The sequence below is a fragment of the Bacillus sp. FSL R5-0523 genome (genome assembly GCF_037975295.1).
GTDB lineage: Bacteria > Bacillota > Bacilli > Bacillales > Bacillaceae > Bacillus > Bacillus subtilis.
In genome coordinates this window covers 3,556,719-3,573,932 of record NZ_CP150251.1, presented here as the reverse complement: position 1 = coordinate 3,573,932, position 17,214 = coordinate 3,556,719, and the positions used below count along the sequence as shown (strand labels likewise).

Here is a 17,214-nt window from a genome sequence, read left to right as displayed (position 1 = left end):
TGTTTTCAACTTAATGGAAGCTGAAAGGAAAAAAAGATGAGTGAAAAGAAATTGAATCAAGAAGAATTTCTGAAAATTTTGATGCATGCACATGAAATTGGTGAGCAGTCATCTGAGATGACGACGAAGGAAATGCTTGAAAATTTGATTTCTCATATTAAAAATGGATATGCAACATAAAAATCCCGCACGCCTTTAGCGGGATTTTTTTATGCGAGATTACGTGACTGCACGAATAAGAGAAAATGAGACAGCACTGTCAACACAGTAAATATAGCGCTTACATAAAAAAGAGTAACATATCGTTTTGTAAAAAAATGTCGAATTATGTCACGTGAAAAGCTGGAGAAATGCGGTTTCAACGTTGTATAATCGTAAATGGAAAAGGATGTTATAAGAGATTTGGAGGTATCATGGGAGAATCTACTAGCTTAAAAGAGATATTATCAACGTTAACAAAACGCATACTTTTGATTATGATTGTAACCGCAGCTGCCACTGCTGCCGGCGGACTCATTAGTTTCTTCGCACTTACACCCATCTATGAAAATTCAACTCAGATTCTGGTCAACCAATCGAAAAATGAACGAAAAGAAGTTCAATTTAACGATGTCCAAACCAATCTTCAGTTAATCAATACGTACAATGTCATCATTAAAAGCCCTGCCATCTTAGATGAAGTCATTAAAGAAATGGGCCTGTCGATGACATCCCAAGAACTGAATGACAAAATTACCGTATCCAGCGAACAGGACTCCCAAGTGGTCAACATATCAGTCAGGGATGAAAACGCGGAAACAGCGGCTCATATTGCCAATACTATAGCATCTGTTTTTCAAGACAAAATCACATCTATTATGAATGTTGACAATGTCAGCATTCTGTCAAAAGCCGAGGTTTCAGAACATCCGTCCCCTGTATCGCCAAAGCCGCTTCTAAACATTGCCATCGCGTTTGCGGCCGGATTGGCGGGAAGCATCGGACTGGCCTTCCTGCTTGAGCATTTGGATAATACGATCAAATCGGAAGAGCAGCTCGAATCCTTGCTGGACATACCTGTTTTAGGGACAGTTTCCACCATTGCGAATGAGCAGAAAACAGCAAAGACCTTACAGGGTTTCCAATCTGAAAAAACGGGGAGTGGACATTTTGGCGCTTAGAAAAAGCAGAGACTCGCGGATGCGGAGAAATGTCATTGCAATGACAGAGCCGAAATCCTTGAACTCTGAACAATATCGGACGATTCGCACGAATATAGAATTTGCTTCAGTGGACCGCCAGATGAAATCAGTCATGATTACATCGGCTTGTCCGGGGGAAGGAAAATCAACAACGGCCGCCAATCTGGCTGTCGTATTCGCCCAACAGGGAAAAAAAGTGCTCCTGATTGATGCTGATTTGCGAAAACCAACAGTACATACGGCCTTTTTCCTTGAAAATACGGTTGGCTTAACATCTGTTTTATTAAAGAAAAGCTCTATGGAGCAGGCTGTACAAGCATCGTATGAAAAACATCTTGACGTGCTGACGAGCGGCCCGATCCCGCCAAACCCGGCCGAGCTTCTCTCCTCGAAGTGGATGAAGGAGCTTGCATACGAAGCGTGTGCGGCATATGATATGGTCATTTTTGATACGCCGCCTATTCTTGCCGTAGCAGATGCACAGATTTTAGGCAACGTGGCAGACGGTTCTGTTCTGGTTATTTCAAGTGGGAAAACAGAAAAAGAACAAGCCGCAAAAGCGAAAGAGGCGCTTGAAACGTGCAAAAGCAAGCTCCTTGGGGCGATTATAAACGGCAAAAAGCTTTCGAAGCACTCTGAATACGGATATTACGGAAACAAGGACAATTTCATGCAAAATAAATAACGTGCATCGTGCCCGTTATTTATTTTTGCGAAAAAAGGGGGCTAGGACATGATCGATATTCACTGTCACATTCTTCCCGCATTGGATGACGGGGCAGGTGATTCGGCCGACAGCATAGAAATGGCAAGAGCCGCTGTTCGTCAGGGAATCCGGACGATCATTGCGACACCTCATCATAACAACGGTGTGTATAAAAACGAGCCAGCCGCAGTCAGAGAAGCAGCAAATCAGTTAAACAAACGTTTAATCAAAGAAGACATTCCTTTACATGTGCTTCCGGGACAGGAAATCAGAATCTACGGCGAGGTGGAACAAGACCTTGCCAAACGGCAACTGCTTTCGCTGAATGATACAAAATACATCTTGATTGAGTTTCCGTTTGATCACGTTCCCCGATATGCGGAGCAGCTTTTTTATGATTTGCAGCTGAAAGGATATATTCCGGTTATCGCCCATCCTGAACGCAACAGGGAAATTCGCGAAAACCCGTCTTTGCTGTATCATCTTGTGGAAAAAGGAGCAGCATCTCAGATTACTTCAGGAAGTCTTGCGGGGACCTTCGGCAAGCAGCTGAAAGCATTTTCTCTCCGGCTGGTTGAAGCCAATTTGATCCATTTCGTAGCCTCAGATGCCCATAATGTGAAAACGAGAAATTTTCACACCCAAGAGGCTCTTTATGTTCTAGAGAAAGAATTCGGCTCGGAACTTCCTTATATGCTGACGGAAAATGCAGAGCTTCTCCTGCGGAATCAGACCATCTTCAGACAGCCTCCGCAGCCGGTCAAAAGAAGAAAATTGTTTGGTCTTTTTTAACAGCCGATTCTCATTTCACCACTTTCTTTTTGAGAGCGATATAATAGTGTATTGTATGGTTGAATCACATTTCAGAAATCTGTACAGGCTGTACCCGACAGGCTATGCGGGAGATCATTCGCATTCATGATAGGATGTTCTCATACGATATTACGGAAGCTGCAAAGCAGCAATTTAACTGTTGGAGGGAAACAATGAATATAACAGTCATCGGAACAGGCTATGTCGGTCTTGTGACAGGTGTTTCTCTTTCTGAGATTGGACATCATGTAACCTGCATTGATATTGACGCTCACAAGATTGATGAAATGAGAAAGGGCATTTCCCCCATATTTGAACCAGGTCTTGAAGAGCTGATGAGAAAAAATACAGCTGATGGACGGCTGAACTTTGAAACGAGCTATGAGAAAGGCTTGGCACAGGCAGACATCATTTTTATAGCGGTCGGCACACCGCAGAAAAGCGATGGGCACGCCAATCTGGAGCAAATTACAGATGCGGCCAAACGCATCGCAAAGCATGTCAAACGAGATACAGTCGTGGTAACGAAAAGCACAGTGCCCGTTGGGACAAACGATTTGATTAATGGACTGATCACTGAACATCTAGCGGAGCCTGTCAGTATTTCGGTCGCATCCAATCCGGAATTTTTGCGTGAGGGGTCGGCGATCTATGACACCTTTCATGGTGACAGGATCGTGATCGGGACGGCCGATGAGAAAACAGCAAATACGCTTGAAGAGCTCTTCCGTCCGTTTCAAATCCCGATTTACCAAACGGATATCAGAAGCGCCGAGATGATCAAATATGCCTCAAATGCTTTTCTGGCCACTAAGATCAGTTTTATAAACGAAATTTCGAATATATGTGAAAAGGTCGGCGCCGATATTGAAGCAGTCGCGTACGGGATGGGACAGGATAAGCGGATTGGGAGCCAGTTTTTAAAAGCGGGCATAGGCTACGGCGGCTCTTGTTTTCCAAAGGACACAAACGCCCTCGTGCAAATTGCCGGCAATGTCAAGCATGATTTTGAACTGCTGAAATCGGTTATCAAAGTCAACAACAATCAGCAGGCGATGCTGGTTGATAAAGCGCTGAACAGGCTCGGCGGGGTGACGGGAAAAACGATTGCCCTTTTAGGCCTGTCATTTAAACCGAATACCGACGATATGAGAGAAGCGCCGTCAATTGTTATTGCAGACCGTCTCGCTGCGCTCGACGCCCGTATTAGAGCCTACGATCCCATTGCAGTTAGCCATGCAAAGCATGTTCTCCCGCAAGCTGTTGAATATAAAGAGACGATCGAGGAAGCTGTCAAAGGGTCTGACGCCGTCATGATTTTAACCGACTGGGCTGACATTAAACAATTCCCGTTAGCGGCTTATCAGGATTTGATGGAAACGCCGCTCATATTTGACGGCAGAAACTGCTACACATTGGATGAGGCTTTGGCTGCAGGAGTGGAGTATTATTCTGTCGGACGGAAGGCGGTTGTTCCGTCAGGTGCAATTCAATAGATGAAAAAGAAAGGCTGGTTGCGTGATATTATCCCCTCTAAGTAGACAGTGTAAAAAGCCCGCTTTTCAAAAGTGGCTGTTACACTATACGTGGAGGGGATTTTTTATGGCGAGAAAAGGGCAACACTTTCAAAACTATACGAAAGAATTTAAGATGAAAGCTGTCAAAATGTACGAGGAAGGAAACAAAAGCTATAACACGTTAGCTGAAGAATTAGGGCTTCGAAGTTCAACCCAGCTCAAAAATTGGGTGAAAACATATCGGGAAGGCAAGTCTTTTGATGATCAAAGGGGAAAAGATACAAAGTCAGACAATCCTTTTATTGGACGCCCTAAAACAACGTTTAAAAGTGTTGAGGAAGAACGAGATTATTTAAAGGCACAGGTCGAATACCTAAAAAAGCGCTATCCAAATCTGCATGGGGAGGACGGATTTTGAAGGCAGCACGATTTGAAGCTGTTCACGAATTGAAGGACCGTTATCCGATTACGTGGCTGGTATGTATCGCCAAAGTGTCACGGTCAGGGTACTATAAATGGCGCAAGGCTCAAAGGTTTCGAATGGCAAGGCAACAGAGAGATCAGATCATAAAAGAGCACATCATGGCGATTCATCATTCACGCCCTTTCTATGGCTATCCTCGGATTACTGTCGCTTTAAAGAAAGAAGGTTTCTGCGTCAACCATAAGCGTGTTTACAGATTGATGAGAGAGATGAACATCCACTCGATTATTCGAAAAAAGCGTCGTTATTTTGGAAGAAAGGCATCGGTTGTCCTGCCAAACCGGCTTAACCGAGAATTTCAAACCAATCAGCCTAATCAGTTATATGTAACCGATATTACCTATATTGCTTGCGGACAACGATTCTATTATCTTTCTGCAGTACAAGATCTTTACAACAATGAGGTTGTCGCATGGAAACTGTCAAAGCGAAATGATCTTGAACTGGTGATGAAAACAGTGGAAAGTTTAACAACTCAACGGGATGTCCAAGGGGCCATTCTCCACTCTGATCAAGGATTCCAATACACAACAAAAGCATATCAAAAGCGACTTGAAACCGTTGGTTTGAAGGGCAGCCATTCCCGTAAGGGAAACTGCCTGGATAACGCCTGTATCGAATCATTTTTCTCGCACCTCAAAACAGAGAATACATACTTTTCTTCATGCCAAACTGAAAAAGAGCTCCACAAAAGCATTAAAGATTACATCCAGTTCTATAATCACGAACGATTCCAGAAAAAATTAAACCAGTGTGCTCCGGTAGAATACCGTAACACACTGGTTGCTTAGGCTTTTTATGGCTGTCTACTTGACAGGGGTAAGACCAGCGCACCAGTCTTTTTTTCATCTATTGCGGGGTGCTGAATACATTTGCTACTATTTAACTATTGTTTGGAAAATTATGCAGAAGTAGGGCTTCTTTAAACATTCGTTTGAAAAACATTAGAAGAAAACCAGAAAATAAAACCTTCCAAAAATAATTGGAGATGCCGGAAAAGGAGAGAATCTGATGAATCATCTGCCCGAAAAAATGAGACCGTACCGCGACTTGCTGGAGAAATCAGCGAAAGAATATGTGAAATTGAATGTCCGAACAGGGAAAACAGGACGATATGACAGCAAAATTGCCGGTGATCCCTATTTCCCCAAGCATGAAACATATCCGACTGACGAAAATGGACAGCCGATGAAGCTTCTGGCACAGATTAATTTCTCGCACATTCCCCAGCTTGACGGCTACCCTTCTTCAGGTATCCTGCAGTTCTACATTTCTGTTCATGATGACGTCTATGGATTGAATTTTGACGATCGATGTGAACAAAAGAATTTCAGAGTGATCTATTTTGAAAATATCATAGAAAACGAAGACGAGCTTGTTTCTGATTTTTCATTTATTGGTACAGGCGATTGTGATTTTCCGATTTTATCAGAAGCGGCAGTCGAGCCTGTGAAATCTTCGGAATGGGTGCTGCCTACAGATTTTCAATTTGAGCAGTATACAGGCATGGAAACAATGGAGTTCTTTGGTCAGTTCGGCGAGGATGAAGAAGACATTTATAATGAACTGGCTGAAAACGGATTTGGCCATAAAATCGGCGGATACGCTTCTTTTACCCAGCATGATCCGCGGGAATACGCATATAAAGAACACACCATCATGCTTTTACAAATTGATTCAGACGATGATATCGATTCAATGTGGGGAGACGTCGGCATCGCCAATTTTTTCATCACACCTGACGATCTAAGGAAAAAAGACTTTTCAAACGTTCTGTACAACTGGGACTGCAGCTAATACAAGCTTTTGATCCAAAGGGTCACACCTGATGCCAATAGGATGAGAAGCGGAAATAATATAAGCCAAATGACAAAATCAGACGTGGCCGACCAGATGAACAATAAGCTCAGCACTGAAAGAGGCAGATCAACAACATCTGCCTCTTTCAAGTGCCTTTATAACTATGACATTAGGTATTTCAATTTAATAAAACGCTTTTATTAGCTGTATAACGAACAAAAACAAGATCAAATACCTACATTTCAAGAGCGTTATATGCCTAAATTAAGCCATTTACCCTATTTAAGCCGCCTTCTGGCTATTTTAAAATATAATATATGGAAATAAAGTATGGAAAAGTCTATCTTCATCAGCCCCTCCATACGACTTTTTGAGTATTAAGAGGTGATTCAGATGGGTTATGAAAGTATGCTGGCGGATATCAAAAGTTCGCTCAACGGAAAAATTTCCGACGTTGAAGACAAGATCGAAAAGCTGAAAAAAGCAAAAAAGGACATAGACACACTGCAAGAAGAGGCAATCACTGAAATCAAAGAAATTGTAAAACCAGAATTGGGCAAGCATTGGACGGGAACAAAAGCCGATGATTTCGACAAGGGAAGAGAAGAGGCGAAATCTGAAGCATCTAAGATTGTGAATGATAAATATAACGAGTATATGGCTTCGATTCAAAGCAAAATATTCTGGCTTGAGACAGAGAAATTTGAGCTGAATTTGACAAAAAGTGCAGCGAATGCCGCAGGCGACCTTCTTGCTAAAGGAGAAGATTTCGTAGAAGAAGCAGGAAGACAAATTAGTAAACTAAAATGGTGGTGATCTTTTTTTATGTCAGAAATTAAGCTGAAGTACGACACAGTCATCAAAACATTAGATTCTGTCAAAGATGCGCTTGCTGACGTAACAATCGGCGCCGCGGGGTCCAATGGGAAAAATAAACTCGATTATACGAAAAAATATCATGAGCGTGAGGAGAACATCAAAACCATGCTCGGAGATTACAAAAAAGCGGTACAGAAAAATATCGAGGATACAAAGGATAACGTAGATTCACTTAAAGAGCAGGACGAGGCGATAGCGGTAAAATAGAACAGAAAGGGCAGTGCGATGAGTAAAGTATTTGAATCAAAATCTTTAATCGAAGAAGCGAAGAGCAGAAAAAAGCAATATGAGACGCTTGAGGAGCAGCTGAATACGCTGAAAAAAGCGTTTCAGGGAGTTGCAGATTTAGGCGATAATTTTAAAGGAAAAGGCGCGGACAATATTAAAGATTTTTTTCAGGGGCAGGCGGAAATCGTAGACAGCTGGCTGACGCTTGTCTCTGCTCAAATTGCGTTTTTAAACGGCATTTCAGGAGATATTAAAGATCAAGAACTCAATAATTCATATGTGGAAACTTCATTTTTGGATCATGAGCTGCCCAATGGCGACCTGAAAGCTTCAGAGATTGTCTCCGCTCATAAAGAAGAAATCGATTCTATTTTGTCAGGCATCAGCGATATTATTGATCTCGACATGTACACGCTTGACGAGTATGCAGATAAGATGGGCGATGCCCAAAAAGTCAGACGTGACACGATCACAGCTGTCGATAAGCTTGATGAATCCCTGACCACTGAATATCAAAATTTAGAATCTCTGGACAACGCAGTGCTCACCAAATATTCTGTTCTCATGCAGGCCACCAGCAACGGGAAGAGCGCATCCCCTATGTACTATGACAAAAAAGCCTTCCACAGCAATGAAGTCTACAAAAGCGTGATTGAAGTAGAAAATCAAGGAACAACCTATATTGATGCAAAAGCCCAGCAAGCAGAAGCAAGACGTCTCCAAGAAAAAGCCGAGGAAGAAGCAAACAAACCATGGTACGAAAAAACATGGGATGGAGTTTGCAACTTTACTGGAGAAGTCACTGGCTATTATGATTATAAAAGAGCAACTGAAGGCGTTGACCCGGTTACCGGAGAAAAACTCTCCACCGCAGAACGTGTGACAGCAGGAGCTATGGCCGCAGCCGGATTTATACCAGTCGTCGGCTGGGCAGGCCGCGCCTTCAAAGGCGGAAAAGCCATCTACAAAACCGGAAAAGCAGCTATCGCTGCTGAACACGCATTAGATGCCTACAAAACAGGCAAATCCTTAGACATTCTAAAAATGACAGAAATGGGCGCATACGGCCTTGTAGCGTCAAACGGATTCTCAGAAGCCGTCACGGGACGGGATATGTTTGGAAACAAAGTGTCTGAGGAGAAGCGGAAAACGGGTGCGCTGGAAGCGGCATTGAGTTTGGTTGGTGCTGGTGCATTGGCGAAGTCGGTTGACAATACGCTAGCGATGGGAAGAAATCTTGATAAGAGTTATTCTTTTTCTAAAATTAAGCAAAGTGGTCATATAAATAAAGAACAGATTGTTACTTCGACTGGCCATACATTTGACTTAAAGCCAGAGAAGAAACAATTATATACGAAGAAAGTAAATAATGATAAGTTACAATCAAGTAAAAAATCTGTCGATCCTGTCGAACAATCAGTAAGTTATTACAGAGTTCAAGGAGGAGGAGCGGGAAATAAAACAAGTCAGTATAGAATTAAAGTAAATAGTGATGGAAGCATTGCTATTCCTATTAAAAATGCTGATTTAAACATAAGTGCTTACAATTTAGAACACGCTAAATATTATCGAGATGTAGCAAGACCAGGCGGAGAAATTGTAGAATTTAAGGTACCTAAAGAGATTGATGATTTAATCAAGGAGACAGTAATTGATCAGTATGGATATACTAAAAACCCTCGTAACCAGGGGAGAACTGCTCCAAAGCTTGTTGATCCTACGACACCGGGAGTTAGTTATGAACTTCCGGCGGAACCATGGATAGAGTGGTTAGAGGAATATGGGCATTCAGCCAAAAAAATAGAATGAGAAAGTGGTGTTTTCGTTGTTATTAAAACCGGAGTATGCCCAAAATATAATAGTCGGGGTAAAGACTTCTTCTCAATTCTCATGGTATCTAACAGAAAGAGATGTTTGGATACTAGATATCATGAAATATAAAGAAGCCTATGAAAAAAACGGGTTTAGTTTTGATATGGACTTTGCTCTTTCTCTAAGAAATAACATTTCAGTTGTAAATGAAGATAATTATCGTCTTTATTTAAAAGAATATACTGACTATATTATCCCGTCTTCAGAATTAAAGAAGTTAGTTGAACATCAGGATTATGAAAGTACTATTCTAGAATTAAGGCCATCATTATATATAGACTTTAATCAAAAAATGCTTCTTTCGCTGTATCCTGAGTTATTACCTTTTGAAAATTATGTTCCTAATAATTGGACAGGGGTTCGGGAAGACTTTACTAGTTATATTCCTGAAGAGGATAGATACTGGATTTTTGATGAAGTAAATTATATAGACAAAGTTTTTAATGAGAAAGAAAGAGAGTAAAGGAGAAAATAAAATGTCAAAAGATGATAGCTTGGTAATAATAAATGAAAGTTTTAAAAAGGAGGGTAGTGAAGAAGATATAGAAGGATTAACAATAATGATTGATGGGGTTATAAAGCAGGTTTTTAATAAAATAAGAAATGAAAGAAATTATAACAGTAATAATGAAGTTATGAGAGATATTATATTTGAAGGAATTAATAGTATTGTTAAAAAATCTTAAGGCATTATTAAAAACAAATAAAAGCTTCGAGTTGGTTTGATTTTCTACCTTGATTGGCACTGAAGCCTTTCAAGGTTTTTTTATTAGTTTGTTGTCCACTTTTTTATATAGCGTAAATAAGTATAGGCTTTGAACGCGTCACAGTCGGCACCATGGCAGCCGTGGGATATATACCAGTCGTCGGCTGGGCAGGCCGCGCCTTCAAAGGCGGAAAAGCCTATCTACAAAACCGGAAAAGCAGCTATCGCTGCTGAACACGCATTAGATGCCTACAAAACAGGCAAATCCTTAGACATTCTAAAAATGACAGAAATGGGCGCATACGGCCTTGTAGCATCAAACGGATTCTCAGAAGCCGTCACGGGACGGGATATGTTTGGAAACAAAGTGTCTGAGGAGAAGCGGAAGCAAGGGGCGCTCGAAGCGGCATTGAGCTTGGTTGGAGCCAGTGCATTGGCGAAACACATTGATAAAGGCATCCCGCTTGCAACCCATTCAAAAGTCCAAAAAGCTAACAAGACATTAGAAAAAGTAAAACAATTCAAAGTCCCAACAAACGTCCGCGTGTACGCAGAACGCCCTGTAACTCCGGATGGCTTCACATTCGGAATCCCGACAGTCCGTGTCGATGTGGAAAAGACGGCTGTTAAGGATCTTGGGATTGTGAAAATGGTTAGTGATGGCGGTCGTAAGGGAAGCTCTCATAGTCCTAACATTTCTAAAAATCACGATAAAGTAGCGCACGATGGATATTATGGTCGTAAAGAATTTAGAACGATGCTTAATAATGCTTCGTTTACTCCGCATGGCCATAAACATGTTAAGGCTAAAACACCTGAAGAAGCAAAACGTTTTAGTATGACAGGTAAAAAAGCTGCTCAGTACTTACCAGATGTGAATAACAAAGCTTTAGAAAAAGAGGCACTTCTAAAAGGTCATATTATTGATAATGGAAATAACAACTATTATTTCATTTATGATGCAGGAAAAACAGTCGGTTATGATCTAGGTACACCAACAAGCTGGATTAGAGCGGAGTTTTCTGGTGGTGAATATCATGGTCATCCGATTGCTGGAAGTCGATTAGATAAGTATTTAAAACAACTTGGTATTGATAAGTAATAGGAGGCTTTTATGAGAAAGATAAAAAAAATGCCAGAAATAAGTTTACAACCCTTAAGGATTCCAAAAGGATGGACCATAAATCAAAACAGTTTTAGAGAAATTGATCCGAAAAACCTAGCACCAGACGATGAAAAATGGTTGTTTTTTTCACAAGATTTAATGCAATTAACATACTCTCGTAAAAATTACTTACTTGATTTAGGTTGGTATCCAGATGCGGATGCTAATGGATTTTATCAACTAGTTATGATGCAAAATGAGGATTGGGATCAACCCATATATGAATTTCAGACAAATAGCCATATTGAAATAGTTAAAAATATAGAATTTATATTAAACAAAGTTACGAATAATGAAATGTAGTTAAACATTTAATTAGAACTATTAATAAAGTTTGCAGAAGCTGGAGTTGTAAGTTTTCAAACAATTTTCAAAGTAAAAATGAATACAAAGAAAAACAGACACTAGTTAACAGGAGGTAGGATTGATTTTAGATGCATGTTAAACAAATACATTCTTTCAACCTAAACAGAGAAGAATTTGTAAAAACACAACAATCCCTTATCCATAAAATCAACCTATCCCCCTCCATCCACCTAGACTCCATCAACACCTGCGCAGGCGTCGACCTGGCCTATTGGGAGCAGGATGGAGAACCGTATGGGGTGTGCTGTATTATCGTGATTGACGCTGATACAAAAGAAATCATTGAAAAAGTGCACAGCATGGGGAGAATCAGCGTGCCGTATGTTTCCGGTTTTCTTGCGTTTCGTGAGCTGCCTTTGATCATCGAGGCGGCGAAAAAGCTGGAGACGGAGCCGGATGTCTTCTTGTTTGATGGCAACGGATATCTGCATTACAATCATATGGGCGTTGCCACCCATGCGGCTTTTTTTCTGGGTAAGCCGACGATTGGGATTGCGAAAACCTATCTCAAAATCAAAGGCTGCGATTTCGTTATGCCTGAAAATGAAGTATGCGTATACACCGATATTCTCATTGACGGCGAGGTATATGGACGGGCGCTGCGAACGCGGCGGGATGTTAAGCCTATTTTCTTGTCTTGCGGAAATAACATTGATTTAGACAGCAGCTATCAGATCACGATGAGCTTGATCAATCAAGAAAGCAGGCTGCCGATCCCTGTCCGCCTGGCTGACCTTGAGACGCATGTTTTGCGAACGTTTTATCAGAAAAATCACGTGTGAAACTTGCAGACCGGAGCTGCAAGTTTTTTCATTGATTTCTATATACAGGGCATTCTGTGAAAATGAGAGGAACCATATATCAAACGGCATTTCTGGGCCAAAATAAAAAAGCACCTGTCCAGGTGCTTTTTTCTATAAATGAGGAATCACAAGGCCGCCATACAAAAACGCCGCAATAATCAAAAATGCCGGATGCATTTTGAATTTTGTCATGGCAAGGAGGGAGATCCCCGCAATCACAATAGATTGGATCCAGCCGATCGCTTTGATGCCGTCTGCGCCGATTTGCCAGGTAAGAATGAGCATCATGACCGCTATGACAGGCTGGACGGACAGCGTCATGCCTTTGATGACAGGTGATTGGCGGAAGCGCTGGATGATGCGCAGCAGGACGATCAATGCGAGCGCCGACGGTACGACGGTTGCGATCAGGGCAATTAGGAAGCCGGGCCACCCGCCTGCGCTGTAGCCGACATACGCAGCGATTTTCGTGGCGATCGGGCCCGGCAATGCGTTCGCAAGTGCGAGCATATTTGAGAATTGATCGTTTGAGAGCCAGCTGTATCTGTTTACGACTTCTTCAAACATTAGCGGGATAGACGCTGGTCCGCCGCCATATCCCAGTAGGTTTGCGATAAAAAACGCCATAAATAAATAGATCGATATCATGAGGCTGACATTCCTTTATCTTTTGAATGTTTATTTGTGATTTTGTCTTTCAGTTTAAAATGAAACGCCCCGTACGCTAAGAAAATGATAATGACCAGGCCGGGATTAATCTGTAAAGTTTGCAGGCCGATAAAAGCGATGATAAAAAACAGGATGCCGGTAACCCAGCCGAAACCTTTAAGCGCTTTTTGGCCAAACTCGTACGCCATGATTCCGAGCATTACCGCAATTACCGGCGTGACGGCACCGATCATACCTGCAACAATTGCTGAATGGCTTAACACATTTACAGCCGCAAACAAGCCCACCATCGCAAGACATGTAGGCAGAATGTGGGCGAGGGTCGCCACAACTGCACCTAATGTGCCTTTTAGCTTAAAGCCCAGATAAGCAGCCATTTTGGTGGCAATCGGTCCGGGAAGCGCATTAGCGATTGCTAATATTTCTCCGAATTCATCATCGTCAATCCATTTATATTTATTGACCGCTTCATGGCGGATCAGCGGAATCACGGAAGGTCCGCCGCCGAACCCTAATATGCCGGTGCGAACCATTGCGGCCGTCATATCCCGATAAGGATGGTTTTTCATTCGTTTCTCTCCTTTACAGCTTCATTCCCATACGGCTTTTGTATCGTTTGATCAGCATCTGGCAATCAACACTGACGACGCCTCGCAATGGATACAGCCGTTTTGTTAAGAATTCTTCCATTTCTTGATCGTTGGCAAAGATCCCATGCATATGCAGCTTGCTCGGGCCTGTCATGTGATAAAGGCTGGTGACCGCAGGCTCTTCCTCAAGCTTAAGAGCGACCTCTTCTAAAAATTGCGGTTCTACCTCGACATTGAAAAACACGGAAACATGAATGCCGATTTTAGCGGGATTGATGACAGCGGTGAATTTTTCAATCACACCGGCTTCAATTAATTGGTTGATACGGGCCTGGACGGCGACCCGTGATAAATCGACTCTTTTGCCAAGATCCGTATAAGAAATTCTGCCTTCTTCATGCAAAATCGTGAGAATTTGTTTATCAGTCTTATCAAGTACAAGGTTGGGGATTTGATATTCATGACTCAATTGCTCCACCTGCTTTCGTAGCCTTTTAGCAATCATTTTATCATAAAAGTTACGTATCGAAATAATAATTTTTCATTTGTTTTCGAAATGAATGAGAAAATATCTTATTATTTGCGAAATGAAGAAAGTTCGTCAGTTTTTCTGCCGGATCAGTAGATGTGAAAAATTAGGCTCCCTATACTGAAGAAAATTTCTTAAAAAAGGGGACTTGTGATGAACAAATCTGTCATCGGTACAAAGCAAATGGTCGTCAGTCCGCATTACCTCGCTTCTCAAGCCGGAAACCGCATACTGGATAAGGGAGGCAACGCGTTTGACGCCGCTGTTGCGGTGAGTGCTTGTCTTGCGGTTGTGTACCCGCATATGACCGGACTTGGCGGGGATTCCTTTTGGCTAACCTTTCACCAGGAAACAAAGGCAGTAAAAGTCTACAATGGCAGCGGCCGTTCAGGAAAAAACGTAACGAGAGATGTATATAAGGGAAAAAGCGCGATTCCGCTGCGGGGGATTGACAGTGCCATTACCGTGCCGGGAATGGTTGATAGCTGGGATGCGGTCCTGAAGGAGTACGGGCGTCTGTCTCTTGCAGATGTATTGGAGCCCGCACGCGATTATGCCCAAAATGGGTTTCCTGTATCAGCTGATCAGTGTCGTCACACAGAAAAGAATATTGAATTGCTGGCTTCCACGCCTTACACGGCTGACATCTTCACGAGAAGGGGCAATGCACCTGTCCCGGGAGAGCGGTTTGTGCAAAAAGAGCTTGCAGACAGTCTGAATGTGATTGCTGAAAAAGGAAGAAGCGCATTTTATGAAGGAGATCTCGCTCAGCGGATTGTCTCACATTTACAGAATAACGGCAGTTACATGACAATCGATGATTTTAAAGCGCATCGGGGTGAGTGGGCAGCGCCTGTATCAAGTGATTATCGAGGATACAGTGTGTATCAGGCGCCGCCGAATTCTCAGGGATTTACCGGTTTATTAACACTGAACATTTTGGAAAACTATGATTTCACCCAAATCGAGCACGGTTCATTTGAGTATTATCATGTGCTTGTGGAGGCGTTGAAAAAGAGTTTTGTAGATCGGAATGCCTTTTTGACTGACCCTGCGTTTGCTGACATTCCGCTTGAAAGGCTTTTAGATAAAAATTATGCGAAACGATTTGCGGGAGAAATCGGCTATCTGGCAGAACCGGCAGAAAGCAGGCCGGTGGGAAGTGATACGGCATATGCGGCCGTAATCGATGCGGATGGCAACGCAGTGTCATTCATTCAAAGCCTGTACTTTGAATTTGGCTCGGCAGTCACTGCGGGTGATACAGGCATATTACTGCAAAACCGCGGATCATTTTTCTCACTGGATGAAAATCATGTCAACAAGCTTGAACCGAGAAAGCGCACCTTCCATACGTTGATGCCGGCTATGGTCTGTAAAGGCGGAAAGCCAAAAATTCTGTACGGCACACAAGGCGGCGAAGGCCAGCCGCAGACCCAGACGGCCATCATTACCCGAATGCTGGACTACGGAATGCATCCACAACAGGCAATCAGCGAACCGCGCTGGGTATGGGGCAGAACGTGGGGAGAGGAATACGAAGGTCTCAGAGTCGAGGGAAGATTCACAGACAAAACAATCCAAAAACTGAAAGGCAGCGGGCATCTCGTGGAGGTTGTCGGTGACTATGATCCGCTGATGGGACACGCGGCTGCAATCAAAGTTGATGAAGAAGGCTTTCTCCAAGGCGGAGCCGATCCTCGGGGAGACGGAGCGGCTGTGGGGATTTAAATAACTATAGGGTACAAATATAAATCAAAAGCATAAACATAAGGGAGACCTCTACAATGTGGTACATATACTGTTTATCTTCAGGTCTATAATGCCACTCCATAAAAATTCGTATTGAGTCAATCACAATAAAAAATAAAAGAAGCAAATATTCAACTGGAAAAAAGGAGAGTGAAACCACAAACAAAATAAGTAAAGTGATTTCGATCCATTTGTGTGTATTGCTGACATGCTTATATCGCCAGCCGGATTTATCAATACCGTATTTTTTCTTTATAAAAAATTGAGAGGCGAGACTGATGGTAATAGCGATCAGCATTAAAATCCAAAAGTTTGTCATTCCAATTCCTCCTCATCTACCTTTATACGAAGAAAAAGGAAAAACGTTTCATAAAAGAACACCCCGAGCTTACTCTGGGTGTTCTTTTTTTTGATATTTTTTCAGTTATTTACAGGCGATATTTTGTAATCATAAGGTCTTTTTGACTAGTTTCTTCTATTTAAATAGTCCTTCTCTTCAGCTGGGACGAATCAGTGTGAATTCTTCCCCCAGCTTGGCATAGTGATTTCCCGCCAATCGTGAGGCAGGTTTTAATTCATCCGTTAAAATATATCCCTTTTCTGCATCATACACCTTTTCATCTAGGTGGAAGCAGACAACCCTTCCGATGAGCAGATCTGCTGTAGTGATGCCTTGATCATTGTCAAAGGTAATATGCCGCTCTAATTTGCACTCAAAGCGAATGCGGGCTTCCTTAATGCCGGGAACTGAAACAGCTTTGCTTTCAACAGGATGAAGCGAGGTGCGTGTAAGCTCGCTTTCATCCGGCCTTAAGCTTGCAGCTGTTTCATTGATATCTTCAATGATGGCTTCATCACTGACATGAACGACAAATTCTCCGTTCTCCACTGCGTTTCGCGCTGTATCTTTTTGGTGTCCTTCCGTCCTGTTAACAGAAATACTGAGAAGCGGAGGATCTGAGCTGACGACGTTATAAAAACTGAAAGGCGCGGCATTGACCGCTCCTTCTGAAGAAAGTGTTGTCACAAATGCAATGGGGCGGGGAATAACGGTACCTGACAATAGCTTGTATGTGTCTTTGGCACTAAGCTGATCAGCTTGAAATATGTACATAGCAACAAACCGCCTTTATCGTTAGGATACCTTGATTATA

Annotated in this window: 20 protein-coding genes and 2 pseudogenes; 17 read left to right on the top strand and 5 right to left on the bottom strand. The window is 42.4% G+C overall.

Annotated elements, in window-relative coordinates:
* Positions 1-36 precede the first annotated feature (36 nt).
* From NYE53_RS18275 to NYE53_RS18200, 16 genes and pseudogenes are all read left to right on the top strand, one after another.
* Positions 37-180 carry a hypothetical protein gene (locus NYE53_RS18275; protein ID WP_003242876.1) on the top strand — a complete coding sequence of 48 codons (144 nt, stop codon included), beginning with the start codon at positions 37-39 and terminating at the stop codon, positions 178-180.
* Positions 181-413: 233 nt separating this feature from the next.
* Entirely contained in the window at positions 414-1,160 is a 747-nt protein-coding gene (tkmA, locus tag NYE53_RS18270) for a protein-tyrosine kinase activator TkmA (RefSeq protein WP_003227811.1), read from the top strand.
* Positions 1,150-1,866: a tyrosine-protein kinase PtkA gene (gene ptkA, locus NYE53_RS18265; RefSeq protein WP_339246100.1), complete on the top strand. Its 717-nt coding sequence runs from the start codon at positions 1,150-1,152 to the stop codon at positions 1,864-1,866. Before tkmA ends, ptkA begins: the two co-directional genes overlap by 11 nt.
* Positions 1,867-1,914: 48 nt before the next feature.
* The gene (locus NYE53_RS18260; protein ID WP_339246098.1) at positions 1,915-2,679 is read left to right on the top strand and encodes a tyrosine-protein phosphatase; all 765 of its coding nucleotides are present in this window, start codon (positions 1,915-1,917) and stop codon (positions 2,677-2,679) included.
* Between the two features lie 194 nt (positions 2,680-2,873).
* Positions 2,874-4,196 carry a UDP-glucose 6-dehydrogenase UglF gene (gene uglF, locus NYE53_RS18255; RefSeq protein WP_133954622.1) on the top strand — a complete coding sequence of 441 codons (1,323 nt, stop codon included), beginning with the start codon at positions 2,874-2,876 and terminating at the stop codon, positions 4,194-4,196.
* Between the two features lie 106 nt (positions 4,197-4,302).
* A protein-coding gene (locus tag NYE53_RS18250) for an IS3 family transposase (protein ID WP_339245518.1) occupies positions 4,303-5,492 on the top strand; the annotation gives its coding sequence in 2 pieces (ribosomal slippage) (positions 4,303-4,603 and positions 4,603-5,492; 1,191 coding nt in all).
* 220 nt (positions 5,493-5,712) lie between these two features.
* Complete coding sequence (locus NYE53_RS18245) at positions 5,713-6,498, top strand: YwqG family protein (RefSeq protein WP_339246096.1); 786 nt, start codon at positions 5,713-5,715, stop codon at positions 6,496-6,498.
* A 69-nt stretch (positions 6,499-6,567) separates the two neighbouring features.
* Positions 6,568-6,675 (top strand): annotated as a pseudogene (locus NYE53_RS18240) (hypothetical protein); the annotation flags it as partial.
* Positions 6,676-6,894: 219 nt separating this feature from the next.
* Positions 6,895-7,317, top strand: a complete 423-nt coding sequence (locus NYE53_RS18235) for a DUF5082 family protein (RefSeq protein ID WP_010332155.1) — start codon at positions 6,895-6,897, stop codon at positions 7,315-7,317.
* A gap of 9 nt (positions 7,318-7,326) precedes the next feature.
* A complete protein-coding gene (locus NYE53_RS18230; protein ID WP_014478191.1) occupies positions 7,327-7,587 on the top strand; it encodes a YwqI/YxiC family protein in 261 nt (86 codons plus the stop codon).
* An 18-nt stretch (positions 7,588-7,605) separates the two neighbouring features.
* Complete coding sequence (locus NYE53_RS18225; RefSeq protein ID WP_339246094.1) at positions 7,606-9,417, top strand: T7SS effector LXG polymorphic toxin; 1,812 nt, start codon at positions 7,606-7,608, stop codon at positions 9,415-9,417.
* A gap of 7 nt (positions 9,418-9,424) precedes the next feature.
* Positions 9,425-9,943 (top strand): hypothetical protein, encoded by a 519-nt coding sequence (locus NYE53_RS18220; protein ID WP_041334792.1) that lies wholly within the window; start codon positions 9,425-9,427, stop codon positions 9,941-9,943.
* 13 nt (positions 9,944-9,956) lie between these two features.
* A complete protein-coding gene (locus NYE53_RS18215) occupies positions 9,957-10,166 on the top strand; it encodes a hypothetical protein (RefSeq protein WP_021480772.1) in 210 nt (69 codons plus the stop codon).
* A 131-nt stretch (positions 10,167-10,297) separates the two neighbouring features.
* Positions 10,298-11,288: pseudogene (locus NYE53_RS18210) on the top strand (transposase); the annotation flags it as partial.
* Between the two features lie 12 nt (positions 11,289-11,300).
* Positions 11,301-11,654: a hypothetical protein gene (locus tag NYE53_RS18205; protein ID WP_014481129.1), complete on the top strand. Its 354-nt coding sequence runs from the start codon at positions 11,301-11,303 to the stop codon at positions 11,652-11,654.
* 131 nt (positions 11,655-11,785) lie between these two features.
* Entirely contained in the window at positions 11,786-12,499 is a 714-nt protein-coding gene (locus tag NYE53_RS18200; protein ID WP_339246090.1) for an endonuclease V, read from the top strand.
* Positions 12,500-12,631: 132 nt separating this feature from the next.
* Here NYE53_RS18200 and chrA read toward each other — a convergent pair whose 3' ends face one another.
* From chrA to chrS, 3 genes are read right to left on the bottom strand one after another with little or no spacing between them, the layout of a single operon-like run.
* Positions 12,632-13,168, bottom strand: coding sequence for a chromate resistance efflux protein ChrA (gene chrA / locus NYE53_RS18195; protein WP_014665634.1), 537 nt, complete (start codon positions 13,166-13,168; stop codon positions 12,632-12,634).
* A complete protein-coding gene (chrB, locus tag NYE53_RS18190) occupies positions 13,165-13,758 on the bottom strand; it encodes a chromate efflux transporter subunit ChrB (protein WP_015251064.1) in 594 nt (197 codons plus the stop codon). Before chrB ends, chrA begins: the two co-directional genes overlap by 4 nt.
* A 13-nt stretch (positions 13,759-13,771) precedes the next feature.
* Positions 13,772-14,248: a chromate efflux transcriptional regulator ChrS gene (gene chrS, locus NYE53_RS18185; RefSeq protein ID WP_220396454.1), complete on the bottom strand. Its 477-nt coding sequence runs from the start codon at positions 14,246-14,248 to the stop codon at positions 13,772-13,774.
* Between the two features lie 213 nt (positions 14,249-14,461).
* Between chrS and ggt the strand changes: the two genes are divergently transcribed.
* Positions 14,462-16,039, top strand: a complete 1,578-nt coding sequence (gene ggt, locus NYE53_RS18180; protein WP_339246088.1) for a gamma-glutamyltransferase — start codon at positions 14,462-14,464, stop codon at positions 16,037-16,039.
* A 4-nt stretch (positions 16,040-16,043) separates the two neighbouring features.
* On the opposite strand, the gene NYE53_RS18175 is transcribed toward ggt, so the two are convergent.
* Positions 16,044-16,379, bottom strand: a complete 336-nt coding sequence (locus NYE53_RS18175; protein ID WP_046160935.1) for a DUF4181 domain-containing protein — start codon at positions 16,377-16,379, stop codon at positions 16,044-16,046.
* Positions 16,380-16,556: 177 nt separating this feature from the next.
* The gene (locus NYE53_RS18170) at positions 16,557-17,174 is read right to left on the bottom strand and encodes a flavin reductase family protein (RefSeq protein ID WP_339246086.1); all 618 of its coding nucleotides are present in this window, start codon (positions 17,172-17,174) and stop codon (positions 16,557-16,559) included.
* Positions 17,175-17,214 lie beyond the last annotated feature (40 nt).